Source organism: Haloarcula sp. H-hyl6 (genome assembly GCF_056934455.1).
Window position 1 is genome coordinate 268,648 of record NZ_JBRIIK010000002.1, and the last position, 19,624, is coordinate 288,271.

At 66.1% G+C, this 19,624-nt stretch carries 29 protein-coding genes and 1 tRNA gene; 5 read left to right on the forward strand and 25 right to left on the reverse strand.

Annotated features, from left to right (window positions below; translation table 11 throughout):
* Positions 1 to 38 precede the first annotated feature (38 nt).
* The 4 genes from Hhyl6_RS14690 to Hhyl6_RS14705 all read left to right on the forward strand — a co-directional run bounded on the left by Hhyl6_RS14690 (position 39) and on the right by Hhyl6_RS14705 (position 4,690).
* Positions 39 to 989, forward strand: a complete 951-nt coding sequence (locus Hhyl6_RS14690; protein ID WP_483740007.1) for a S49 family peptidase — start codon at positions 39 to 41, stop codon at positions 987 to 989.
* Positions 982 to 2,022 (forward strand): DUF4350 domain-containing protein, encoded by a 1,041-nt coding sequence (locus tag Hhyl6_RS14695; protein WP_483740008.1) that lies wholly within the window; start codon positions 982 to 984, stop codon positions 2,020 to 2,022. The genes Hhyl6_RS14690 and Hhyl6_RS14695 overlap by 8 nt, the downstream gene beginning before the upstream one ends.
* 86 nt (positions 2,023 to 2,108) lie before the next feature.
* The gene (locus Hhyl6_RS14700) at positions 2,109 to 2,633 is read left to right on the forward strand and encodes a P-loop nucleotide/nucleoside kinase family protein (RefSeq protein WP_483740009.1); all 525 of its coding nucleotides are present in this window, start codon (positions 2,109 to 2,111) and stop codon (positions 2,631 to 2,633) included.
* Positions 2,634 to 2,875: 242 nt separating this feature from the next.
* Positions 2,876 to 4,690, forward strand: a complete 1,815-nt coding sequence (locus Hhyl6_RS14705; RefSeq protein ID WP_483740010.1) for an asparagine synthase-related protein — start codon at positions 2,876 to 2,878, stop codon at positions 4,688 to 4,690.
* A gap of 110 nt (positions 4,691 to 4,800) precedes the next feature.
* Here Hhyl6_RS14705 and secY read toward each other — a convergent pair whose 3' ends face one another.
* Genes secY through Hhyl6_RS14830 form a run of 25 tightly spaced genes read right to left on the reverse strand, consistent with a single transcriptional unit; the run spans position 4,801 to position 19,065 of the window.
* Entirely contained in the window at positions 4,801 to 6,267 is a 1,467-nt protein-coding gene (gene secY / locus Hhyl6_RS14710; protein WP_483740011.1) for a preprotein translocase subunit SecY, read from the reverse strand.
* Positions 6,268 to 6,273: 6 nt separating this feature from the next.
* Positions 6,274 to 6,774 carry an uL15m family ribosomal protein gene (locus Hhyl6_RS14715; protein ID WP_483740012.1) on the reverse strand — a complete coding sequence of 167 codons (501 nt, stop codon included), beginning with the start codon at positions 6,772 to 6,774 and terminating at the stop codon, positions 6,274 to 6,276.
* Entirely contained in the window at positions 6,774 to 7,238 is a 465-nt protein-coding gene (rpmD, locus tag Hhyl6_RS14720; RefSeq protein ID WP_483740013.1) for a 50S ribosomal protein L30, read from the reverse strand. Before rpmD ends, Hhyl6_RS14715 begins: the two co-directional genes overlap by 1 nt.
* Positions 7,238 to 7,876, reverse strand: a complete 639-nt coding sequence (locus Hhyl6_RS14725) for a 30S ribosomal protein S5 (RefSeq protein ID WP_166971568.1) — start codon at positions 7,874 to 7,876, stop codon at positions 7,238 to 7,240. Before Hhyl6_RS14725 ends, rpmD begins: the two co-directional genes overlap by 1 nt.
* The gene (locus tag Hhyl6_RS14730; protein WP_483740014.1) at positions 7,873 to 8,436 is read right to left on the reverse strand and encodes a 50S ribosomal protein L18; all 564 of its coding nucleotides are present in this window, start codon (positions 8,434 to 8,436) and stop codon (positions 7,873 to 7,875) included. The genes Hhyl6_RS14725 and Hhyl6_RS14730 overlap by 4 nt, the downstream gene beginning before the upstream one ends.
* A complete protein-coding gene (locus Hhyl6_RS14735) occupies positions 8,436 to 8,885 on the reverse strand; it encodes a 50S ribosomal protein L19e (RefSeq protein ID WP_470312247.1) in 450 nt (149 codons plus the stop codon). The genes Hhyl6_RS14730 and Hhyl6_RS14735 overlap by 1 nt, the downstream gene beginning before the upstream one ends.
* A complete protein-coding gene (locus Hhyl6_RS14740) occupies positions 8,885 to 9,742 on the reverse strand; it encodes a 50S ribosomal protein L32e (RefSeq protein ID WP_483740015.1) in 858 nt (285 codons plus the stop codon). The genes Hhyl6_RS14735 and Hhyl6_RS14740 overlap by 1 nt, the downstream gene beginning before the upstream one ends.
* Positions 9,742 to 10,278, reverse strand: coding sequence for a 50S ribosomal protein L6 (locus Hhyl6_RS14745; RefSeq protein WP_483740016.1), 537 nt, complete (start codon positions 10,276 to 10,278; stop codon positions 9,742 to 9,744). Before Hhyl6_RS14745 ends, Hhyl6_RS14740 begins: the two co-directional genes overlap by 1 nt.
* Before the next feature lie 2 nt (positions 10,279 to 10,280).
* Positions 10,281 to 10,673: a 30S ribosomal protein S8 gene (locus tag Hhyl6_RS14750; protein ID WP_483740017.1), complete on the reverse strand. Its 393-nt coding sequence runs from the start codon at positions 10,671 to 10,673 to the stop codon at positions 10,281 to 10,283.
* Positions 10,674 to 10,675: 2 nt separating this feature from the next.
* Complete coding sequence (locus Hhyl6_RS14755; protein ID WP_483740018.1) at positions 10,676 to 10,855, reverse strand: 30S ribosomal protein S14; 180 nt, start codon at positions 10,853 to 10,855, stop codon at positions 10,676 to 10,678.
* Positions 10,852 to 11,382: a 50S ribosomal protein L5 gene (locus Hhyl6_RS14760; RefSeq protein ID WP_483740019.1), complete on the reverse strand. Its 531-nt coding sequence runs from the start codon at positions 11,380 to 11,382 to the stop codon at positions 10,852 to 10,854. The genes Hhyl6_RS14755 and Hhyl6_RS14760 overlap by 4 nt, the downstream gene beginning before the upstream one ends.
* Positions 11,379 to 12,089 carry a 30S ribosomal protein S4e gene (locus Hhyl6_RS14765; protein ID WP_483740020.1) on the reverse strand — a complete coding sequence of 237 codons (711 nt, stop codon included), beginning with the start codon at positions 12,087 to 12,089 and terminating at the stop codon, positions 11,379 to 11,381. The genes Hhyl6_RS14760 and Hhyl6_RS14765 overlap by 4 nt, the downstream gene beginning before the upstream one ends.
* On the reverse strand, positions 12,086 to 12,448 hold the full coding sequence (gene rplX, locus Hhyl6_RS14770; RefSeq protein ID WP_483740021.1) for a 50S ribosomal protein L24: 363 nt from the start codon (positions 12,446 to 12,448) through the stop codon (positions 12,086 to 12,088). Before rplX ends, Hhyl6_RS14765 begins: the two co-directional genes overlap by 4 nt.
* A gap of 4 nt (positions 12,449 to 12,452) precedes the next feature.
* Positions 12,453 to 12,851 carry a 50S ribosomal protein L14 gene (locus tag Hhyl6_RS14775; RefSeq protein WP_188998599.1) on the reverse strand — a complete coding sequence of 133 codons (399 nt, stop codon included), beginning with the start codon at positions 12,849 to 12,851 and terminating at the stop codon, positions 12,453 to 12,455.
* Complete coding sequence (locus Hhyl6_RS14780) at positions 12,851 to 13,177, reverse strand: 30S ribosomal protein S17 (protein ID WP_166971548.1); 327 nt, start codon at positions 13,175 to 13,177, stop codon at positions 12,851 to 12,853. The genes Hhyl6_RS14775 and Hhyl6_RS14780 overlap by 1 nt, the downstream gene beginning before the upstream one ends.
* Complete coding sequence (locus Hhyl6_RS14785; protein WP_483740022.1) at positions 13,168 to 13,455, reverse strand: ribonuclease P protein component 1; 288 nt, start codon at positions 13,453 to 13,455, stop codon at positions 13,168 to 13,170. The genes Hhyl6_RS14780 and Hhyl6_RS14785 overlap by 10 nt, the downstream gene beginning before the upstream one ends.
* A complete protein-coding gene (rpmC, locus tag Hhyl6_RS14790; protein ID WP_166971544.1) occupies positions 13,455 to 13,673 on the reverse strand; it encodes a 50S ribosomal protein L29 in 219 nt (72 codons plus the stop codon). The genes Hhyl6_RS14785 and rpmC overlap by 1 nt, the downstream gene beginning before the upstream one ends.
* Positions 13,670 to 14,593 (reverse strand): 30S ribosomal protein S3, encoded by a 924-nt coding sequence (locus Hhyl6_RS14795; RefSeq protein WP_483740023.1) that lies wholly within the window; start codon positions 14,591 to 14,593, stop codon positions 13,670 to 13,672. The genes rpmC and Hhyl6_RS14795 overlap by 4 nt, the downstream gene beginning before the upstream one ends.
* The gene (locus tag Hhyl6_RS14800) at positions 14,593 to 15,054 is read right to left on the reverse strand and encodes a 50S ribosomal protein L22 (RefSeq protein ID WP_483740024.1); all 462 of its coding nucleotides are present in this window, start codon (positions 15,052 to 15,054) and stop codon (positions 14,593 to 14,595) included. The genes Hhyl6_RS14795 and Hhyl6_RS14800 overlap by 1 nt, the downstream gene beginning before the upstream one ends.
* 2 nt (positions 15,055 to 15,056) lie before the next feature.
* Positions 15,057 to 15,479, reverse strand: coding sequence for a 30S ribosomal protein S19 (locus Hhyl6_RS14805; protein ID WP_483740025.1), 423 nt, complete (start codon positions 15,477 to 15,479; stop codon positions 15,057 to 15,059).
* Complete coding sequence (locus Hhyl6_RS14810; protein ID WP_220620794.1) at positions 15,476 to 16,198, reverse strand: 50S ribosomal protein L2; 723 nt, start codon at positions 16,196 to 16,198, stop codon at positions 15,476 to 15,478. The genes Hhyl6_RS14805 and Hhyl6_RS14810 overlap by 4 nt, the downstream gene beginning before the upstream one ends.
* A 2-nt stretch (positions 16,199 to 16,200) precedes the next feature.
* A complete protein-coding gene (locus tag Hhyl6_RS14815; protein WP_220620795.1) occupies positions 16,201 to 16,458 on the reverse strand; it encodes a 50S ribosomal protein L23 in 258 nt (85 codons plus the stop codon).
* Positions 16,455 to 17,195 carry a 50S ribosomal protein L4 gene (gene rpl4p / locus Hhyl6_RS14820; protein WP_483740026.1) on the reverse strand — a complete coding sequence of 247 codons (741 nt, stop codon included), beginning with the start codon at positions 17,193 to 17,195 and terminating at the stop codon, positions 16,455 to 16,457. The genes Hhyl6_RS14815 and rpl4p overlap by 4 nt, the downstream gene beginning before the upstream one ends.
* A gap of 3 nt (positions 17,196 to 17,198) precedes the next feature.
* Positions 17,199 to 18,215: a 50S ribosomal protein L3 gene (rpl3p, locus tag Hhyl6_RS14825; RefSeq protein ID WP_483740027.1), complete on the reverse strand. Its 1,017-nt coding sequence runs from the start codon at positions 18,213 to 18,215 to the stop codon at positions 17,199 to 17,201.
* A gap of 4 nt (positions 18,216 to 18,219) precedes the next feature.
* On the reverse strand, positions 18,220 to 19,065 hold the full coding sequence (locus tag Hhyl6_RS14830) for a putative RNA uridine N3 methyltransferase (protein WP_483740028.1): 846 nt from the start codon (positions 19,063 to 19,065) through the stop codon (positions 18,220 to 18,222).
* A gap of 288 nt (positions 19,066 to 19,353) precedes the next feature.
* Between Hhyl6_RS14830 and Hhyl6_RS14835 the strand changes: the two genes are divergently transcribed.
* Positions 19,354 to 19,425, forward strand: a tRNA-Gly gene (locus Hhyl6_RS14835).
* Positions 19,426 to 19,624 lie beyond the last annotated feature (199 nt).

Consider the following 19,624-nt stretch of genomic DNA (forward strand, 5'->3'; position numbering starts at 1 on the left):
TCGTCCGATGGCACCTACCTCAGCTCGTGTCAGGCTAGATGAATATATCACCAGCTACCACGGCGTCGTACGTGGTCGTCGTCACGGCCGCCGTCGTGACGGCGGTCGTTCTGGGTCCCGTCGTCTGGGACGTCACCGCCAGCGCGGGCGGTGACCGACAGAGCGTCGCCGTCGTCACGCTCCGCGGGAGCACAGACGACGCCAACGTCAACGCCGTCACGCAGCGCCTCAGACAGATACGCCAGAACGACTCCGTCGCGGCCGTCGTCCTCCGAATCGACAGCCCCGGCGGGCCCGTGGACGCGAGCGAGGAGTTCTATCTGGCGGTCAACCGGACCGCCAGCGAGATGCCCGTCGTCGCCTACGTCGAGGGGACCGCGGCCTCTGGCGGGTACTTCGGCATCTCGCCGGCCGACGAAATCGTCGTGAAGCCGAGTTCGAACGTCGGCAGCATCGGCGTCATCGTACAGGCCCCGCGGAGCGCCATCGAGGACACCGCCCGTCAGCAGGAGCAGTTCGTCCGGTCGGGCCCGGACAAGGCCCAGATAAGCCTCGATAGCCTCCGTGAGGACATCGAGACCCTCCAGCGGGCGTTCGTCGGGACGGTGATGCGCCACCGCGGGGACGAACTCACGCTGAGTCGGAACGAGGTTGCGAGCGGTCGCACGTATCTGGGCACCCGGGCGGTCCAGAACGGGTTCGCCGACCGAATCGGCGACCTCGGCACCGCAATCGAACGGGCCGCCGCCCTCTCCGAGGACATCGAGGGCGACCAGTACGACGTGGTCTACACGGGCACTCAGCGTCCGGTGCAGGTACTCGTGTTGAACGAGGACGTCGAACGCGTCGAGGGGGGCGTCGTCTACGTCGACGGGTCCGACGGGGCCGACGAGGGCGAACAGGAGTTCCAGCGACCGGTCGAGTACTACGCCGTCTGGGGCGTCCCGCGGGGCAACGCCTCGGACGGGGAGGTGTACGTGTATGACTGACGCCCGCGTCGTCACGCTCGTCGCGACGTACATCGTCGTCGCGGGCGTCCTCGTCGGCGGCACCGCGTTACTGGGCCTCGTCGTCGGCGGAGCGCCCGGTGCCCCGGACGGGGCCGGCATTGACGGGCAGTCGCCCGCGCAGTTCCAGCCAGCGCGGGTCAACCCACAGGTCGACCCCGAGACGGGCACGATAGCCGTCGAGGGCGGCGACGCCCGCATCCTCGTGGACACGGACCACGGGAACGAGTTCGAGCGGGCGGAACTGGAACCGGCCTTCGAGGCCGTGTTCCGGGCCGGCCACTCGGTGGCGTTCTCCGAGGATGCGCCCGACGACCAGCCCTACAACGAGACGCTCGCCGGCACCGCGGGACTGCTCGTCGTCCAGCCGACAGACGGCTTCTCCGAGGGCGAACGGGCCGTCGTTCGGAACTTCACGGCGGCCGGCGGCCACGTGGTCGTCCTCGCAGAACCGACCCAGAGCCGCGTCTCGACCGGTCTCCTCGGCGGGACGTCGACCACCGTCTCCTTCGGCGCGAACGACCTCACCGGGGCCTACGGCGTCACCATGGGCGCGGAACCGCTGTTCAACATCGACGACAGCGCCAACGACAACAACTTCAAGAGCATCTACAGTTCGCCACGCGGCGACGGCCCGCTGACCGAGGGCGTCGAGACGGTGACGTTCGACGCCGGCGGCTACGTCGCGGTCAGAAGCGACGACGCGGACGTGGTGTACCGGTCGGTCGCGGGCACTCAGACGCTCGACTCTCGCCGACCCGGACGCTACCCGACGGTCGCCCGCTCCGAGAACCTCGTGTTCGTCGCCGACACCTCCTTCGCCGAGCGCTCGGAGGTGTACGACGCCGACAACGAGGTGTTCGTCGGGCACCTCCTCTCGTTCCTCGCGTCGGGCGAGGCCCCGGACCGACTCCCCGGACCGCCCGAACTCGACGAGGACGACGGCACGGACGAACCTGCCGAGAACGAGACGGGGACGCCCACGAACGGGACGACGGCCACCCCCTCGACCTGACGCCGTTCGGGTCCCCACAGCGGGGTCTGACGATAGAACCAACTAAGTGTCCGCGTACCGTCGCTGTCGCCTGACTGGGTATCACCGTGTCCGATACATCTACCGCGACCCGATACGCAGAACCACGGCTCGTGACCGTCTGCGGTCTCCCGGGGGTCGGCAAGTCCACGACCGCCGAGGAGATAGCCTCCCGTCTCGACGCCGCGTTGCTCCGGACCGACACCGTGCGAACGGACGTTCTCGACGACCCGACCTACGCCGACGAGGAGGTCTGGTTGGTGTACGGCGCGCTGTTGGAGCGCGCTCGCGCCCACCTCGTCGACGACACGCCCGTCGTCCTCGACGGGACGTTCAAGACGCCCCGACACCGTGAGCGAGCGGCGACGGTGGCGTCGAAGCACGCGGTGTCGGGCGCACTCGTCTGGGTGACGTGTGACCCGGACGTCGCGCGCGAACGCATCCGTGCCCGACGGGACGACCCGAGCGAGGCCGATACCGAAGTGTACGAAGTTCTCCGTTCGGAGTTCGAGACTCCCGCAGACGCCGACCTCGTGGTCGACAACTCGGGGTCCGTGGCGGAGATGCGGCGCCAAGTCGACGACTGGCTCTGACGGCGGTTTCGGGCCCGACTCCGACCGCCCCACGGCCGTTCTACCGACCCACCCGACACCTTCGCGGGCTGAGATGACTACGGCGAGCGACGGACCCGGTAAGGTTCGCGAAACTAGCGAATACCGACCCCGTTCTATCGCGCTCCGGTAAAAGTATCGAGTTCCTGCCGTGGATAAGCCGTAACTGAAAATGTAGTTTCACGAAAAGGTTTTTTAGACGCCATGTTAGTGTGTTGTCACGTATGCCCGGGATTAGCATACTCGCAGGGGACACGGCCCCCGGGGACGACGCCGTCGAGGACGCCCACCGCCCGTGTCTCTACGACGACCGCTACGAGTTCGAGTCACACACCGAGACGGGTGTCAGCATCGCGACGGCGCTGTACCCCGCGTACCCGTTCCGGCGGTACGCGTTCGGCGATACCACGGTGTTCGTCGAAGGCGTCGTCTACAACCGCGACGGGGAGACGCTCCGGGCCGAACTCGAACGTCGGTTCGCCGACGGCGACGCGTCGCCGACGGACCCGTCGTGGCTTCGCGACCTCGACGGGGAGTTCGTCTTCTACGCGCACGACGCGGCCGCCGGCGAGGTGACCGTCGTCCCCGACACCCTCGGGCAACTCCCCCTGTTCTACGCGACTGACACCGACTACGCCCTCCTCGGGCGCAACAAGCCGACGCTGGCCCGTCTCGCCGACTGCGATACCTTCGACCAGATGGCGGTCGCCCAGTACCTCCGTCTCGGCTACGCGCTGGCCGACCGAACCCTCTACGACGGCCTCCGCCGCGTCCCGGAGGGCCACCACGTTCGCATCGACACGGCGACGGGGGACCACCGACTCGAACGGCACTACGAGTTCGACTTCGAGGACGAGACCCGGGCGGACCGCGACACAGAAGCGAACGCACGCGAACTCGCCGACCGCTTCACCGACGCCTGCCGTCGCCGGGCCGAGGCGTGCCCCGGGACCAACGTCGTCCTCCTGAGCGGCGGCCTGGACTCCAGAGCGGTTCTCGGCGGGTTCGAACGCTGCGACGTCGAGTACTCCGCGTCGACTCGCGACTTCGAACACGACTCGCGGGCCGACATCGACCTCGCAGAGACGTTGGCCGACGCCGTCGGGTCGGACTGGCACCGACACCCGACGCCCGGGCCGAGCGGGGCCGACTTGCTGGCCCATCTGGACATGACGGCCGGGGCCGACCCGTTCGGCATCGCCCACATGCAACCGTTCCTCAGACAGGTCCGGGAGAGGAACGAGGGGCCCGTCTGGTCGTACACGGGCGACGGTGGCGACAAATTGATTCCGGACGTCTCGCCGGTCGTCGAGCTAGCTGACCTCGACGACCTCGTCTCGTACGTCCTCCGGTCGGAGGAGACGTTCAGCGCTGCCGACGTCGAGGCCATGACAGGCGTCGGCGACGCCGAGATACGGCGGGAAATCCGCGAGGTCGTCCGCGAGTACCCCGAGTCCTCGCTCGCGAAGAAGTTCGTCCACTTCGAGCTGTTCCAGCGCGCGTTCGCGTGGCTCTTCGAGGCGACGGACACGAACCGAAACCACGTCTGGACGACCTCGCCCTACTACGCGCCCGCCGTCCTCGACTACGCGATGGGGATTCCGGACGACCAGAAGCGACGGTACCGACTCTTCGCCGCGTTTCTGAACCACCTCTCCTCGAACCTCGGGACGGTACCGAACGCGAACTTCGGAGCGCCGCCGGCCAGTCTCTCACACCAAGCGCGGGTCGCCCTCTACAACGTGTTGCAACGTCACCCGGGCCTCTTCGACGCCGTCAAGCCGACGATAAAGTCGGTTCTGGGACTCAGCAGCGACGCCGACCCCGCCGCCTCGCCGCTCGTGGACTGCCTGCGCGAACAGAACGCGCGGAACTCACCGGACGTCGTCGACCCGGCGGGTCTAGAGCAGACGGTCCTCGCGGACCCCGATTCCTACACGCGGAGCGAACTCTGTCACGTCCTCACGCTCACGTCGCTCGTCGACTACCACAGGGACGACCCGGTACTTGACGCGTTCCGGAGCGTGGAGTTCGCCTGACCTGCCGGCGTAGTCTCTGTGCCGGTCCCGGCTGGCTTGCCGTCTGCGAAGGCGTGACTACTGGTCGCGAGAGAGTGAGAGAAGACGGGAAGGGACGGTTCGTGTCGTCCCTATCCGAACATCTGGCGCATCATCGGGTGCATCTCCATGAGCTGCTCCTCGGCGATCTCCTCGTACAGTTTGTACGTGATGGAGACCGTCAGCAGCAGCCCGGTACCGGAGACGCCGCCGATGGTGCCGAGCATGTTGGCCATGACGGCCAGCAGGCCCACGAGGGCACCGCCGATGACGGTGACCTGCGGGATGTACCGTTCCAGCACCTTCTCGATGACGCCGACGTTCTGCCGGAAGCCGGGAATCTGCATCCCGGAGTTGTGAATCTGCTTCGCGGTGGCTTCCGGCCCCATGTCGGTCGTCTCGACCCAGAAGACGGCGAAGACTGCGCCGCCCACCAGCATGAAGGTCAGGTCGATGCCGACGCGGATGAGGATTTGCCACGCGGGTTGGGCCGTCGTCTCCAGCCACCACATCCAGTCACCGGGTGACTGGATGGGTGCCAAGTAGTAGAACAGCCCACCGGTCGCCTGCCCGTTGTCGTAGGTGCCCAGCCACGCCGGGAGCGACCCCAACTGCGATTGGAGGATGCGCCCGAGGAACTGGATGTTGGCCTGCAGCGCCCGGACGAGAATCATCGGCAGGACGCTCGCGTAGATGAGCTTCACGGGGAAGCGACCACGCGCGCCCTTCACGCGGGCGTTCGAGAGCGGAATCTCGACGCGCACGGACTCGGCGTAGACGACCACCGAGAAGATGAGTACCGTCGTGATGAGCGCCAGCAGTTGCCCCTGTCCCATGAAGATGGTCTGGAGGCCGGAGCCACCGAGAATCGGGCCCATCGGCTGGGCCCCGGTGGCGAACTGGAACCAACTGTAGAGGATGCCCTGCTGTCCGCCGATGAACGGCGTCGAGAGCAGGCCACCCAGCAGTCGCTGGCTGACGCCGGCGACGATGAACAGTCCGATACCGGAGCCGACGCCCCACTTGGAGATGACCTCGTCCATGAACAGGATGAGGACACCGCCGACGAACATCTGGGCGAAGATGAGCCACTGGACACCGGTCTCGCCGATACCCAGCGACTGTGCGACGGCCGTGTCCGCCGGCAGGAAGCCGCCAGCGAACACCATCGGCAGGCCGGTCAGACAGATCATCACCAGCACCAAGAGCTTCTGGAGGCCCTGATAGAGTATCTGGTCACGGGGGTCGTCCTGCGTGTTCAACCCGAGCAGGTTCGCCCCGCCGAGCAACTGTAACACGATGGACGCCGTGACGATGGGTCCGATACCCAACTGCAGGATACTCCCTTGGCCCGAGGCGAGAATCGACCCGAATCGGCCGAAGACGTCCTGACTGGCGTCGATGTCGAGTCCGAACAGTTTGACGTTCGTCAGGAAGAAGTACAGCACCAACACGCCACCCGTCCACATCAGCTTGCGCTTGAACGGGACGTGGCCCTCCGGACGGCGGACTGCCGGCATCCGGACGAGCAGCGGTTCGGCGGTGTCCTTCCAACTCATCTGTCGTTACTCCTCGTCGTCCGCGTCGTCCTCGGCGTCCGCTTCGGCGGCCTCTTGCCGCTCCTGACCGAGCTCCGTCAGTTCCGTCTCGCCACCGGCGGCCGCAATCTTCTCCTCTGCACCCTCGGAGAAGTCGTCTGCGACGACGGTGAGTTCGTTGCGGACCTGCCCGGCGCCGAGCACCTTCACGACGTCGGCGTCGTCGGCGTCCTCGACGACCTCACGGGCGTCGATGTGGTAGCCGTCGCCGTCCTCTTCCGCGAGGCCGTCGGCGACCAGCAGGGGCGCGTCCTCGTCCAGTTCACGGACGTCGACGGTGGCGACCGTCTCCTGGACCTTCTCGGGACGCTTGAAGCCGCTCTTGCCGAGCGGCTCGTAGTTGTGCATCTCGTGCTTGGCACGCCCGGCGGCACCGCGGCCACCGCGGTGCCCGGCACCGCGACGGTTCTTGTGCGAACCGCCGCCGTGCGTACGCGTACCGCGCTGTCGTCGTTTCTTGTTCGTCATTATCGCATCGCCTCCAGCAGTTCGTCGATGCCCTCGGAGTCGTGCTTCCCGAGTTCACCGCCTTCCTTCGTCGGATGCTTGACGCCGTCGTGACCGCCACGCGGCGGGTGCAGACGGAGTGTCGGGGAGAGACCCTGCTTTTGCAGCGTCGTCTCCTCGGAGACGAGAGCCCACGCGAGGCCCTCGATGTCGTCGTAGTCCGTGTTCTCGGCGACCCACTCGTCGTCGACGTCGGCGTCGCCCTCGGCGGGCTCGGCGCGCGTCTCCAGGAGCAGTTCGACCGTCTCCTGGCTGGGTTCGCCGTAGGCGACGAAGTCGTTGACCTTCGTCACCATCCCACGGTACGTGTCCGTCTCGGGGACGAGCGTACAGTGGTTGACGTGATGGATGTTCAGCATCTTCAGCGTGTCGTGGATGTCCGTATCCATGTTCACGTCGCCGCGAATCTGAACGAGCGCTTGCATCACTCGATCACCTCGCGCTTCTCGAAGGTTCGTTCGGGGACGCGCGCCTCGGCCGTGTTCTTGAGGGCGTTGAACGTCGCCTTCGCGAAGTTGACCGTGGTGCGCGTGTTCCCGCTGGAGCGGGTCCAGATGTCCTCGATGCCGGCCAGTTCGAGCACCTTGCGGACGGTCTCCCCGCCCGCGAGGCCCAGCCCGCGCGGGGCGGGCTGGAGCTCGACCTCGACGCTCCCTGCCTTGCCCTCGGTGCGCAGTGCGACCGTGTGGGGACGGCCACAGCCACACTCCCAGGATCCACAGCCGCGGGAGACGTCGATGAGGTTCAGTTTGGCCACGTCGATGGCCTTCTGGATGGCACCGCCGACCTGGTCGTCACGCCCTTCGGCGTAGCCGACGAGGCCGTCGCGGTTGCCGACTGCGACGACACAGCGGAACTTCACCCGCCGGCCGGAGTCGGTCATCCGCTGGACCATGTTGATGTCCAGCACTTCGTCTTCCAGGTCGGGAACGAGCTGGTCGACGACTTCCGATTCTTTCAGGGGAAGCCCCGAGTTCAGCGCCTCCTGCATGGAGTCGATGTCGCCTTCGGCGACCTGCTTGCCGAGGCGTGTGCGGGGTTCCCAGCCGTTGTCAGCACTCATAGTTCGATGTCACCTTCCAGTAGGGTCTCCCGTACTTCGTCGAAGTGTTCCGGGAGGTCTTCGGCGTCGAAGTCCCCGCTGTACAGCGGGTCGTCCAGCTGTTCGGCGTACTCGGCGATGTGGGCACCGCGGGTGCGCTGCCAGTCGGCGAGCACGTCGTCGTTGTGGGGGATTTCGAGCCCGGCGTCGATTGCGCCTTCCTGTATTGCGAATACTTTGCTTCCGGGGGTCGGGGAGTTGAGGCCGATGTCCAGCACCGCTTCCTCGACGCCCGCTTCCTGCGCGCGAAGCCCGGCGAGCAGACCGGTGAGGTACGCCGAGGGCATGTTGCCCGTCGGGGCCTCCCAGCCGTACTCTTCGAGGTCGCTCGAGTGAGCGGACGCGAGCGTGCGGTCGCCGTCGGAGCCGAGCGTCACCAGCTGCGCCCTGACGTGCTTGTTGCTCTTTCGAGCAACGAGGCGGGGCTTGCCGGATTTCAGCAGGCGCAACCGCTGATGGTAGTCGGTACGGGCCTCGCGGCGTCGCCGCATCGGCACGTTGTATCGTGGTCCTGTCGCCATTATTCGTCACCGTGGTTTGCGTCGATGTATCGTTCGAGGTCGGCGACGCTGTCGAACTCGCCACCGCCGGCCTTGTCGTACAGGTCGCGGTACTGCGAACTCGAGAGCGTGCCGTCGTCGCGCAGTTCGCGCAGCTTCTTGCGCTGTGCGCGGATGCGCGACTCCCATTCCTCCTTGGGGTCCTGACGTGCCCCGGCCTTCCCCTTCCGGGAACCGGCTCCCTTCTGGTGACCGTAGGCACGCTTCTTCTGGCGCTCCCGGGCGCGGCCGCGGGAGTTGCCCTTCTTGTCTTTCGCCTGAATGGCGCCCTCATCTACCAGTTCGCGGACGTCCTCGCGAGTGATGGCGTCCGCGATGTCGCCCTGTCGGTCGGGGTTGAACCAGACGCGGTTCTTCCCGACGTCGAGGACGTCTGCTGCGAGTCGCTTCTGTGCGGAGAGGTCCGTCATTACTCGTTCACCTCGACTTCGACGTAGGTGGGGTTGAGCACGCGGATACCCGCGTCCTCGGCCTCCTCCTCGATGCGTTCGCGCTTGCGAGCGCCGACCTTGGAGGCGATGCGGACCGCTTCGACGTCCCCGTCGACGCCTTCGAGGTCGTCCACGTTGTGGACGCGGACCTCCTCGAAGCCGGAGGGGTGCTTGCCGCGGACCGCTTTCGGCGAGCGGAAGCCCGCCTCGACCGTGTCGCCCTTGCCCTTGATGCCGCGGCGCTGCTTCGAAAGCTGGCCGCGGGGGCGGCGCCACGAGGTCGAGACGCGCTTCTTCTTGTGGTGGTCCTGTCGGTTGAACTGCGGCGTGCCGACGCGGTGTCGCTGTGCCAGCAGTCGGGCTTCCTCGTCGTCGAGGTCCGGCGTCTTGTCGGCGAGCCCGCGGGGCTGGAGTTCCGTCTCCACGTCCTCCTCGGGCTCTTCCTCGGCGCCTTCGTCTTCGACTTCGGCCTCGGTCTCGGTGTCGACTTCGAGACCACCGACGTCGGCCTTGATTCGGGCCGCGAGCGCGTTCCCGATGCCGTCGACCTCCGCGAGCGCGGACTGGTCGGCGGCGCGGACGTCGTCGACCGTCTCGAAGCCGGCCTCTCGGAGGGACTCGGCCTTGGAGTCGCCGACGCCGCTGATGTCGGTGAGCTCCAGCTCTTCGTCCTCGTCTTCGGATTCGGCTTCTTCGGCTATCTGGTCGGGGTCTTCGGCACGCTCACCGTCGAGCGGCTGTTCCGACTCGACGTCGCTCTGCGGGCCGTCACCCTGCGTGAGTGCCTCTTCGTTGGCGTCCGCGTCGCTACTCTTTCTGTCGGGGTTGTCTGCCATTAGGCGTCACCTCGGCTCGGTTTCTGGGTGATGTACACCCCGTCTTGGAACACGCGCACGTCCTTGTCGTTGATGCGCGTGAGCTGTTCGATGTCCGCGGCGGTCTGGCCGACGGCCTCGATGTCCGGGCCAGACAGCGTCAGTTCCTCGCCGTCGACCTGCACGTCGGTCTCACCGTGGACGGTGGTGCGACGGGCGGCCTTCTCGCCGAGGAAGTTCTCGATGACGACTTCGTCACCGTCGACGTCGACCTGCATCGGGAAGTGAGAGTAGAAGACCTCCATCTCGTACTCCCAGCCCTCGGTCACGCCGTGGAACATGTTCTCGATGTGGCTCTCGAAGGTCCCGATAGTCGACATCGTCTTGGCGTCGTCCTCCGCGGACTCGATGACGACCACGTCGTCTTCGACCGAGACGTCGATGTCGGGGTACCAGAGCCGACGTGTGACGCTACCGTTGGGACCCTCGACGGTGACGTCGAGATGGTCCTGTTCGGCGGTCACGTCTTCCGGAATTTCCAGTTCTACTCGTGGCATTGTCAGTATACGTACGCGATGACTTGGCCACCGATGCCCTCCTCGCGGGCCTCGTAGTGGCTCATGATGCCGTGGCTGGTCGAGACGACGAGAGTCCCGTAGTCACGGGCGGGGAGGAACCGCTTCTCCCACTTCTCGAACTCGTCGGCACCCGCCGAATAGCGGGGCTTGACCGGGCCACACTCGTTGATGGCACCTTTCAGTTCGACCTCGAACTCGCCGGACTTGCCGTCGTCGACGAAGGTGAACCCGTCGATGTACCCGCGGTCGTAGAAGACCTCGAGGACGGAGCCGATTTCGTTCGAGGCGGGCGATACCGTCTGCTCCAGATGCCCGACGCTCTCGGCGTTATCGATGGCCGACAGCGCGTTGGCGAATGGGTCGTTTCCTGTCATGGTTAGCTGTACTTCTTGAAGCCCATTCCCCGCGAGATTTCGCGGAAGCACTGGCGACACAGCCAGATGTCGTACTTGCCGACGAGCCCCTGTTCGCGCCCGCAGCGCTGACAGGACTCGAGCTGGCCGGTCCGCTCTGCCTCGGCGGCGTCGGGCTCTTCTGTGGTTTCACTTTCGCTCATTCGGAGACCTCCACGTCGAAGTTCGACTCGATGAACGCGGTCGCGTCTGCCGGGTTGAGTCGGTGGTTCGACGGAATCGAGCGCGACGCCTTGTCGCGCTTGGCGACGCGGTAGCCGGGGCGGACGAGGTTGACCGTCACGTCCAGCCCGTAGATTCCGATGCTCGGGTCGTACTCCTGGCTGGGGAACTCCGTGTGTTCCTCGACGCCGAAGCTGAAGTTGCCGGTGTCGTCGAACTGCGTCGTCTTGAGGTCCGCGAGCGGCAGCGCCGTCTCGAGGAACTCTTCGGCGACTTCGTCGCGGAGAGTGACCTTCGCACCGATGGGGTCGCCCTCGCGGATGTCGAACTCGCCGACGGTCCGCTTTGCCTTCGTCCGGACCGGGCTCTGGCCGGTAATCTCGCCGAGGATGTCCTCTGCGTTGGCCAGGTCACGGCCACCGTGGCCGATACCCATGTGGACGACGACCTTCTCGACGCTCGGCTCCCGCATCTCGTGGAACTCGCCGGAGTCGCTCTCCGAGCTCATTCGTCGTCACCTCCGTCCGTGAAGTTCTCGTCGATGACCACGACGTACTCTTCGACCGTCTCGAAGCCGTCGCCGTCGTCCTGCGAGACGAGGACGTTGTTCTGGGCCGACCCCGGCGTGACCTGAATCTCGTCGACTTGGCCGATTTCGCCGGCGTGTGCGCCGTCGACGGCCGTGACGAGGGCACCCTCCTCGTACTCGAAGTGGGCGATAATCTCGCTGGACTCGTTGTCCACGACGATGGAGTCGCCGCCGTCGTAGGTCTGGTCGTCCTCGACGACGAGGGTCTCGCCGTCGTGAAGGCCGAGTTGGACCTCGCCACCGGAGACGTGTGTCTTGGTGACGATTTTGCCGAGCTTGGAGTCGGCGGCGTCGGCGTCGATGGCGGTCAGCGCCAGCCGACCACCCTCGCCGGGGAACACTCGGTAGTACTCTTCGCGCTCGGTGAACGCGAGGATGTCGAACATCCCGACAGGGCGCTCCTCGTCGGAGACGGCCTTGCCGTTGATGAGGACGTTGTCCTCGTTGAGCGCGTAGCGCGCTTCCTTGCGGTTGTCGGCGTAGCCCAGCACGTCCCGCAGGACGATGAGCAGGGGGACCCCCGACTCACCGTGCGGGCCGGCACCGGCCTTCACCGTGAACGTTGCCGTCTTGCGCTCTACGGGCCAGCTGTTGGGCACCGAGAGGCGCTTCTGGTGGTTACTCATGCGGAATCATCCTCCGATTCGAGACGCGATTCCCGCTTCTCGTCTTCGAGGTTCAGGTCGGTGACCCGAACGTTCGAGGTGTCGAGCGGACGGGGGACCTCTTCGCCGTCGGTCTTCTCGAGGGTGACGTCCTCGACTTGGATGACGGCGTCCTTGAGGTCGACGTCGATGACCTCGCCCTCTTCGCCGGCGAAGTCACCGCGGAGCACCTCGACGGTGTCTCCCTCGTTGACGCGGACGTTGCGCTGGCCGTACTCCTCGCGGAGGTCGGCCGACAGCGTCGCCCGAACCTGCTTGTGTCGCTCGTGGAGCGGGGCGCGTCGTTGACTCGTTCGCTGTTTGTCTGGTTGCTGGCTCATGGTTCTATACGATCATCGTCGCTGCGGAGGCGACACTCCCGAACCGCTCTGCGACTTCCCGCGAGATGGGGCCTTTCAGCTCGGTCCCACGCGGGTCCTCGTTCTCGTCCACGATGACGGCCGCGTTGTCTTCGAACTTGACGCGGGTGCCGTCGGGACGGCGGATGGGCTTTTTCTGCCGAACGACCACGGCCTCTAGCACCTGACGACGCATCTCCGGCGTCCCCTTGGTGACCGAGACGGTGATCTTGTCGCCCAGACCGGCCTTCGGGTGTCGGCTCTTCGTACCCGAGTAGCCGTGGACCGAGATGACCTTCAGCTCGCGTGCGCCCGTGTTGTCGGCACACGTGATGAGCGAGCCCTTCTCGAGTCCCTGAGTGACGTCTGCGTTCAGCGCCTCCATTATTGCTCACCGTCCTCGATTGCCACGACGACGTGGCTCTTCGTTTTCGAGAGCGGTCGACACTCTGCTATCGTGACCGTGTCACCGACCGCGAGGTCGAGACAGTCCGGTGCGTGAGCCGGGACGCGGCTCCGCCGCTTCATGAAGCGGTCGTATTTGGGCACCTTCACGTCGTACTCGCGCTCAACGACGACGGTCTTCTCCATATCGGTGGAAGCGACCTCACCGTCCAGTGTCTGACCGCGCACGGAGAGCTCTCCGTGGAACGGGCAGTTCTGGTCGGTACAGGTCGTCTCCGGCTCCTGTACGTTCAGTCCTAGCGCCATTTGGAATCACCTGATTTCTCTGTGCGGCGAGCGGGACGGGCGACGAGTTTCGAACCCTCCACCCGGACGCGCTGTCCGGACGACAGGTCGAAGGCGAACGTCGCGCTGTCCTTCGGCACGTGCCACACCCGGTCGGCTCCTTCGACGGCCAGCGTCCGGGTCGTCTCGATGACGACCGTTCCGCTGATGCCGACGGCGTCCGGGTTGGACGCTGCGACGACCTCGACGTCGAGGCCGACGAGTTCGTGACGTGGGAGCGTCTCGGGTGTCAGTGGCATTATTCGTCCTCCGGCTGGAGGTCGCCTTCTTCGCCCTGAATCGTCTTGATCCGGGCGATGGCCTTCTTCAGTTCCTTGATTCGACCCGGGTTCTCCGGGGCGCCACCCGCGGCCTGCACGGCGCGGGCGTTGAGCAGTTCCGTCTTGAGGTCGTCGAGTTCCGCCTCGCGTTCGGCGGGGGTCATGTCGCGGATCTCTTGGACGTGGAGGACGGTCATTCTTCGTCACCCTCCTCCTCGGCGTCGTCCATCTCGTCCATCAGTTCCTCGGCTTCGGCTTCGACGTCCTCGTCGAGTTCCTCCTCGACAGCCTCGTCGAGTTCGTCGACGTCGACGTCCTCGACGTCGTCGTCGGTCGGCACCTCGACGTCTTCCTCGACGATCTCCTCTTCGACGACCTCGGCGTCGACCTCGTCTTCGGTCTCGTCGGGCTGGTCGTGACCGACTTCGGTCGTCTCGGCGTCCTCGGCGTCTTCGGGTTCGCCCTCGAGGAGTTCCTCGACCGACTCGCCGTCGGTCTCGGCGACGTAGTCCTCGACCTCGACGTCCTCGTAGATCTCGAAGTCGTCGGGGAGTTCGGCGTCCGGCGGGATTATCTTCACGCGCACGCCGATGGTGCCGAGTTTCATCACTGCGACGCCGACGCCGCTGTCGACGATGTCCTCGGCGGGTTCGCCGTTGTGCTTGATGTAGCCGCGGTTGAACTTCTCGACGCGGGAGCGCGCCCCGGTGACCTTCCCGGAGAGGACGATCTCGGCACCCTTCGCGCCGGCTTCCATGATGCGGTCGATGGTCGTGTGACCGGCCTTGCGGAAGTACCAACCGCGTTCGAGGGCGTTCCCCAGACGGTCCGCGACGATGCGGGCGTTGAGGTCCGGTTCCTCGACTTCCTGGACGTCGATCTGCGGGTCGTCGAGGTCGAATCGCTCCTCGAGTTCCGTCGTGATCTTACGGATGTTCTTCCCGCCCTTGCCGATGACCATGCCGGGCTTCTCGGCCTTCAGGACGATCTGGGTCCCCATCGGGGTCTTGGCGACGTCCATGCCGCCGTAGCCCGCACGACCGAGTTCGTCTGCGAAGAACTCGTCGATCTGGGTTCGCTGGAGCCCGTCCTCGATGAACTGCTGTTCGTCGGCCATTATTCGCTGACCTCCTCGAGGATGAGTTCGACGTCGACCTGCGGCGTGTTCCAGGCGGAGGCCCGGCCCATCGCGCGCGGCTTGCGACCCTGCTGTTCGCCGACCTTGTGGGCGGCGACGTGCATGATCTCCATGGACTCACCGTCGAATCCCTGGTGGTCGGCGTTGCCGATGGCGTTCTCCAGCAGGTCGATGAAGGCCTCGGAGGCCTTCTCGGGGTAGCGACCGGCGTCCCAGCCGTCGACCTTGCTCTTGTGGCCGACGCCCGAGTTGTGCTGCTTGAACGCGACCGGCTGGTCGCCCTCGATGACTGCTTCGAGGAACTCGACGGCGTCGCCCGCCGTCTTGCCCTTGATCTCTCGGGCGATGGCCTTGCTGTGCTTGTGGCTCATCTGCCGCTCCCGGAGCATCGCTTTCGCGGTCGTGTCCGGATCGGCGTCGACTGAGTAGCTGATTCCCATGATTACTTGAGCGGTACGAACTTCGAGGAGCGTGTCGCCCCGATGCCGGCCTGACCGTGTTCGACCGAGGTACGGGTAAGCTGGAACTCACCGAGGTAGTGCCCGAGCATCTCGGGCTCGACCTTCACGCGCTCGAAGCTCTGGCCGTTGTGGACGGCGAAGGTGATGTCGACCATCTCCGGAAGCACCGGCATGTCGCGCAGGTGCGTGCGGATGGGGTCGTTCGCCGTCGCCTCCTCTTCGGCCTCGCGGGCCTTCTCGAGCAGTTTCTGCTTCTCCTCGGTCAGACCGCGCTGGATACTTCGCCGCTGGCGTGCGGGGAGCAGTTCCGCGACTTCCTCGAGCTCCATCTCCTGCAGCTCGTCGAGCGTGTGGCCTCGGAAGGAGAACTCTCCTTCGTGGCCGATTTGATATTCCGAACTCATTCGTCACCACCTCGGCCGGTTCGTTTCGAGGCGATGTCCCCGACCTTCCGGCCTGGCGGAGCGTTGCGGGAGATCGATTTGGGCTTGCCGGGGTGCTGTCGGCCGCCACCACCGAACGGGTGGTCGACGGCGTTCATCGCGACACCACGGACGTTTGGCCACTTCGTCCCGCGGGCTTTCATCTTGTGATACTTGTTTCCGGCCTTGACCATCGGCTTGTCCGTGCGACCGCCACCGGCGACGACGCCGATGGTGGCGCGGCACTGCGGGTCCAGCCGTTTCATCTCCCCGGAGGGGAGTTTCACGACCGCGACGTTGCGGTCGTGGGTCAGCAGCGTCGCGTTGACACCCGACGCGCGGGCGAAGCGCCCGCCGTCGCCGGGGCTGGACTCGACGTTACAGACCGGGACCCCTTCGGGAATCTCCGCGAGTGGGAGCGTGTTCCCGGGGGCGATTTCGGCGCTGACGCCGACCTGCAGTTCGTCGCCCACGCCGACGCCTTCCGGCGCCAGCACGAGGCGGTGGTCGCCGTCCTCGAACTCGACGGCCGCGACCGGCGCCGAGCGAGCGGGGTCGTGTTCGATGTCCACGACGGTCCCGGCGACGAGGTCGCCGTCTTCGACTTTACGGTGCTGAAGGTCCGCCTTGTAGCGGTGCGAGGGCGCCCGGAACGTGGACGTCCCGCGACCGCGTCGTTGTCCCTGAATTCGTCGTCCCATCGTTAGAACACCCCGATTCTGGAGGCGACTTCCTGGGCGTCGTCGTCCTCGGAGAGGCGAACGACGGCCTTCTTCTCGCCGTCCATCGTGTTCTGTGTGTTCACGTCGACGACCGTGACGTCGTACTGGGACTCGACGGCCTCGGTGACCTCGGGCTTCCCAGCCTCGTCGTCGACGACGAACTGGAGCTTGTTGTCGAAGTCCATGTCGTTCATGGCCTTCTCCGTGACGTGTGGGTACTTGATGACGTCCCAGCTCATCGCTCGGCCACCTCCTCGAGTGCGGACTCGGTGAAGACGGTGAGCCGACCGGGCTCTCCGCCCGGTGCGAGGTCCTCTGCGTTGACCTCTCGGGCCGTCGCCACGTCGGCGCCCGCGAGGTTGCGGGCCGCTCGGGACGGTTCCTCGTTGGTCACGAACAGGATGGAGGCGGGGCGGCGGTACTTCCGGCCGCGTGCCTTCCCCTGTCCGGCCTTGATTTTGGTGTCGTCGGCGCGCTCGATGTCGGCGTCGACGTCGAGCGCTTCGAGGACGTCGACGACCTCTTGGGTCTTCACGAGGTCCTCGAAGTCGTCGGAGACGACGACCGGCACCTCGTCGCGGTCGAACTCGTGGCCGCGCTCGGCGACGAGTTCGGCGTCCGTCGTGGCGGCGAGCGCCGAGCGGACGGCGAGTTGCCGTTCCTTGTCGTTCAGGTCGAGCGAGCGGTCCTTCTCGGACTTCGGCGGGTGGGCGCGTCGGCCCTTGACCGCCTGCGGGACGCGGCGGGCACGGCCGTCCTGCTTCGGGACGTGTGCCTGCCCGCGGCCGCTACCGAACGACTCGGCCGGCGTGCGGAGGCCGGCGTAGTCGTCGGACCCGTAGTCCTGCTTCCGGTTTGCCTGGGCGGCGCGAACGGCCTTCTGGATGAGGTCGGTCCGCACGGGCGTCTCGAAGACGTCCGGCAGGTCGACCTCGCCGTCGGCCTCGCCGTCCAGAGTGTAGGTAGTTGCCTGCATAGGTTATCCCTGGTTCGATTCTGTGGAGACGTAGCGCACCTCGGGGTCGAGGCGCGGTTGGTCGTTCGGACGCACCGCGGGCCGGAAGCGAACCAGACGCTTGTCCGGGCCGGGCACCGACCCCTTCACGAGCGTGTAGGGACCGTCGACCTCGCCGTAGTTGACGAAGCCACCGTCGACGGTCGCGTCGTCGCCCTCGCCGATGTCGATGAGGCGCTTGTTCAGTTCCGTGCGCTGGTGGTAGCCGGTCTGCCCCTGCTGGGGGACCGTCGAGCGCACGCGGGAGGGGTTCCACGGGCCGAGGTTACCGATTCGGCGCCGCCAGCCCTGACGGGCGTGCTTGCCCTTCCGCTTCTGGACTCCCCAGCGCTTGACGGGACCCTGCGTCCCCTTGCCCTTGGTGACACCGGCCACGTCGGCGTACTCACCGGCGCGGAAGATGTCGTTCATCGAGTGCTCGCCGCCGTCGGCGACGAGTTCGAGGGCGTGACTGAGGCGGTCCTCGAGGGAACCACCGCCGACGCGAGTCTCCATCACGTCGGGCTTCTTCTTCGGGACGCTCTGGACGGCGTCGGGGACGGTGTGCGTGATGACGCGCACGTCCCCGAGGTTACCGGCCTCGAGTGCGTCTCGTACCTGTTCCTCTGCAGCGTCCGGGTCGTGGTCCTCCGGCAGGTTCAGTGTCCGGTCGAGTTCCCCGTGGAACTCGTCCGTCCAGACCTCCGTCAGCGGACGCTTGCCGTACGGCGTATCTTCGTACGCTCGCAGGGCGACGGCGCGCATCGGCGGCGTCTCGACGACCGTCACCGGGACGGTCTCTTCCATCCCCTCGCGCGGGGAGTTGGGTTCGTCGTTGACGAGCACGACGTGAGTCATGCCAGCCTTGTAGCCGGCGAACCCTTGAACGCCGGGCTGGCCGTCGTCGGACGGCCAGCTATTGAAGCGCGGCGTCTCGCTCGTCGAGCGCTTGCGCGGGCCGAAGCCCAGCGAGCCTTTGCGTGGTCTGCTTGATTGTGGCATACGTTTACTCCGTGAGGGTTAGACAGGCGAGGGAGGCGAACAGTGCTTCTTCCGTTCGCACGACCTCGCTGCCCTGGTTCGGAACCGTATTCAGCCAGAGGTCGAACCCTGTGGGGTCGTCGTCTGTCTGGTCTCGTCCGACGGAGCCCGGGTCCACGTCGAGTATCGACGGTAACCCACGCTCGGGTGCCCCGAAGGCGACAGTCATGCCGCCCTCGGCATCCCGCTGTCCGGCCAGTTGGCCGAGACGGCGGGTCGAAACCGACTCACCGTACCGCGAGGACGCGATAGTGAGTCCGGCGTCGTCACGCGAGAGTGCCGCATCGAGGTCCGCTGAAACGACGTCGAACCCCGGCGTGGGGTGGTCGACGAGTTTCGCCCGGACCGGCCGTCGCGAAGAGACCCTGACGGTCACGCGCTCCCCCTGACCCACGTCCATACCGTCTGGAACGGGGAGGGAGATCGGGTGTTGCATGCCGCAATTGACCCGGACGCGCCCATCAGCTCCGACCTCGGTCACGATTCCCTGTCTTAACGACCCCGAACCCTCAGATCCGGAGCCGGTCTGTGAACGCACGCGGAGCGGCGGCAGGACGCCGACGTACTCCAGTTCGTCCCGCTTGCCCCACATCTCCTTTCGGAGGTGCGGGGGCGTCGCGGCGTACCGCAGGACGGTTTCGACGAACCCGTCTTCCCACTTCCCCGCCCCGTCTGGGTCGGGGAACACTGTCAGCCGGTCGACCCGGAACACCGTGGCCGCGCGGGCCACGTATCCGAGTTTGCGAGTCGCCTCGCGGCGGTCTTCGGCTTCCCGTGTGAGGGAAGACGGCACGAGTACGCTGGTCGTCATGCCGTGACGCTTCCACGTCGCGCCACTAGACTGTGCCGATACCTCTCCGTCCCTACGGTAAAAAGACCCCGCTTCGCGTACGCGTTGAGACGCGTTCACACGGCCCGTCACAGGTCCTAGCCCGTGAACGGCCCACACGGGACTTGCCGGTTCCGAAAGACGGTCTCACGACCCGCTCTGTCGGACCGCCTCTGCGACGAATGCCCTCACGTCCCACGATTGTCCTCCGAAAACGGAAGGCTTTTTACTATCACCCCCGCCAGATTGGAATGCAGAGAGGCGCGGTGCGCGCTGGTAGTGTAGTTGGTATCACGTGACCTTGCCATGGTCACAACCTGGGTTCAAATCCCAGCCAGCGCATTTCCACTTTTTACTTCGTCGCCCTTCCTCGCGAGTCGTCGGCTCGCTGCGGGAGGGCTCTTTGTTCACGGGCGCGGAGGCCCGTTCGCACGGTCAGCGGGACCTGCGGTCCCGCTCGACTCGCAAAAACGTGGGGAAAAACGGCCGAGCGTTCGCTTCGCTCACGCTCGGTGAAACGGCTCACCCCCGGCGAGCCGTA

What these genes read in the sequence shown, in the direction of transcription:
- Hhyl6_RS14745 (WP_483740016.1), bottom strand. Translation starts at nt 10,278, where the DNA reads ATGCCACGAGTAGAACTGGAAATTCCGGAAGACGTGACCGCCGAACAG.
- rpmD (WP_483740013.1), bottom strand. Translation starts at nt 7,238, where the DNA reads ATGCAAGCGCTCGTTCAGATTCGCGGCGACGTGAACATGGATACGGAC.
- Hhyl6_RS14735 (WP_470312247.1), bottom strand. Translation starts at nt 8,885, where the DNA reads ATGACGGACCTCTCCGCACAGAAGCGACTCGCAGCAGACGTCCTCGAC.
- Hhyl6_RS14755 (WP_483740018.1), bottom strand. Translation starts at nt 10,855, where the DNA reads ATGAGCGAAAGTGAAACCACAGAAGAGCCCGACGCCGCCGAGGCAGAG.
- Hhyl6_RS14690 (WP_483740007.1), top strand. Translation starts at nt 39, where the DNA reads ATGAATATATCACCAGCTACCACGGCGTCGTACGTGGTCGTCGTCACG.
- Hhyl6_RS14740 (WP_483740015.1), bottom strand. Translation starts at nt 9,742, where the DNA reads ATGGCAGACAACCCCGACAGAAAGAGTAGCGACGCGGACGCCAACGAA.
- Hhyl6_RS14775 (WP_188998599.1), bottom strand. Translation starts at nt 12,851, where the DNA reads ATGGAGGCGCTGAACGCAGACGTCACTCAGGGACTCGAGAAGGGCTCG.
- Hhyl6_RS14795 (WP_483740023.1), bottom strand. Translation starts at nt 14,593, where the DNA reads ATGGCCGACGAACAGCAGTTCATCGAGGACGGGCTCCAGCGAACCCAG.
- rpl3p (WP_483740027.1), bottom strand. Translation starts at nt 18,215, where the DNA reads ATGCCACAATCAAGCAGACCACGCAAAGGCTCGCTGGGCTTCGGCCCG.
- Hhyl6_RS14765 (WP_483740020.1), bottom strand. Translation starts at nt 12,089, where the DNA reads ATGAGTAACCACCAGAAGCGCCTCTCGGTGCCCAACAGCTGGCCCGTA.
- Hhyl6_RS14805 (WP_483740025.1), bottom strand. Translation starts at nt 15,479, where the DNA reads ATGAGTTCGGAATATCAAATCGGCCACGAAGGAGAGTTCTCCTTCCGA.
- Hhyl6_RS14810 (WP_220620794.1), bottom strand. Translation starts at nt 16,198, where the DNA reads ATGGGACGACGAATTCAGGGACAACGACGCGGTCGCGGGACGTCCACG.
- Hhyl6_RS14800 (WP_483740024.1), bottom strand. Translation starts at nt 15,054, where the DNA reads ATGGGAATCAGCTACTCAGTCGACGCCGATCCGGACACGACCGCGAAA.
- Hhyl6_RS14695 (WP_483740008.1), top strand. Translation starts at nt 982, where the DNA reads ATGACTGACGCCCGCGTCGTCACGCTCGTCGCGACGTACATCGTCGTC.
- Hhyl6_RS14705 (WP_483740010.1), top strand. Translation starts at nt 2,876, where the DNA reads ATGCCCGGGATTAGCATACTCGCAGGGGACACGGCCCCCGGGGACGAC.
- Hhyl6_RS14815 (WP_220620795.1), bottom strand. Translation starts at nt 16,458, where the DNA reads ATGAGCTGGGACGTCATCAAGTACCCACACGTCACGGAGAAGGCCATG.
- secY (WP_483740011.1), bottom strand. Translation starts at nt 6,267, where the DNA reads ATGAGTTGGAAGGACACCGCCGAACCGCTGCTCGTCCGGATGCCGGCA.
- Hhyl6_RS14730 (WP_483740014.1), bottom strand. Translation starts at nt 8,436, where the DNA reads ATGGCGACAGGACCACGATACAACGTGCCGATGCGGCGACGCCGCGAG.
- Hhyl6_RS14785 (WP_483740022.1), bottom strand. Translation starts at nt 13,455, where the DNA reads ATGCCACTGACACCCGAGACGCTCCCACGTCACGAACTCGTCGGCCTC.
- Hhyl6_RS14780 (WP_166971548.1), bottom strand. Translation starts at nt 13,177, where the DNA reads ATGGCGCTAGGACTGAACGTACAGGAGCCGGAGACGACCTGTACCGAC.
- rplX (WP_483740021.1), bottom strand. Translation starts at nt 12,448, where the DNA reads ATGAGCCAGCAACCAGACAAACAGCGAACGAGTCAACGACGCGCCCCG.
- rpmC (WP_166971544.1), bottom strand. Translation starts at nt 13,673, where the DNA reads ATGACCGTCCTCCACGTCCAAGAGATCCGCGACATGACCCCCGCCGAA.
- Hhyl6_RS14830 (WP_483740028.1), bottom strand. Translation starts at nt 19,065, where the DNA reads ATGACGACCAGCGTACTCGTGCCGTCTTCCCTCACACGGGAAGCCGAA.
- Hhyl6_RS14725 (WP_166971568.1), bottom strand. Translation starts at nt 7,876, where the DNA reads ATGAGTGCTGACAACGGCTGGGAACCCCGCACACGCCTCGGCAAGCAG.
- Hhyl6_RS14750 (WP_483740017.1), bottom strand. Translation starts at nt 10,673, where the DNA reads ATGACAGGAAACGACCCATTCGCCAACGCGCTGTCGGCCATCGATAAC.
- Hhyl6_RS14760 (WP_483740019.1), bottom strand. Translation starts at nt 11,382, where the DNA reads ATGAGCTCGGAGAGCGACTCCGGCGAGTTCCACGAGATGCGGGAGCCG.
- Hhyl6_RS14715 (WP_483740012.1), bottom strand. Translation starts at nt 6,774, where the DNA reads ATGACGAACAAGAAACGACGACAGCGCGGTACGCGTACGCACGGCGGC.
- rpl4p (WP_483740026.1), bottom strand. Translation starts at nt 17,195, where the DNA reads ATGCAGGCAACTACCTACACTCTGGACGGCGAGGCCGACGGCGAGGTC.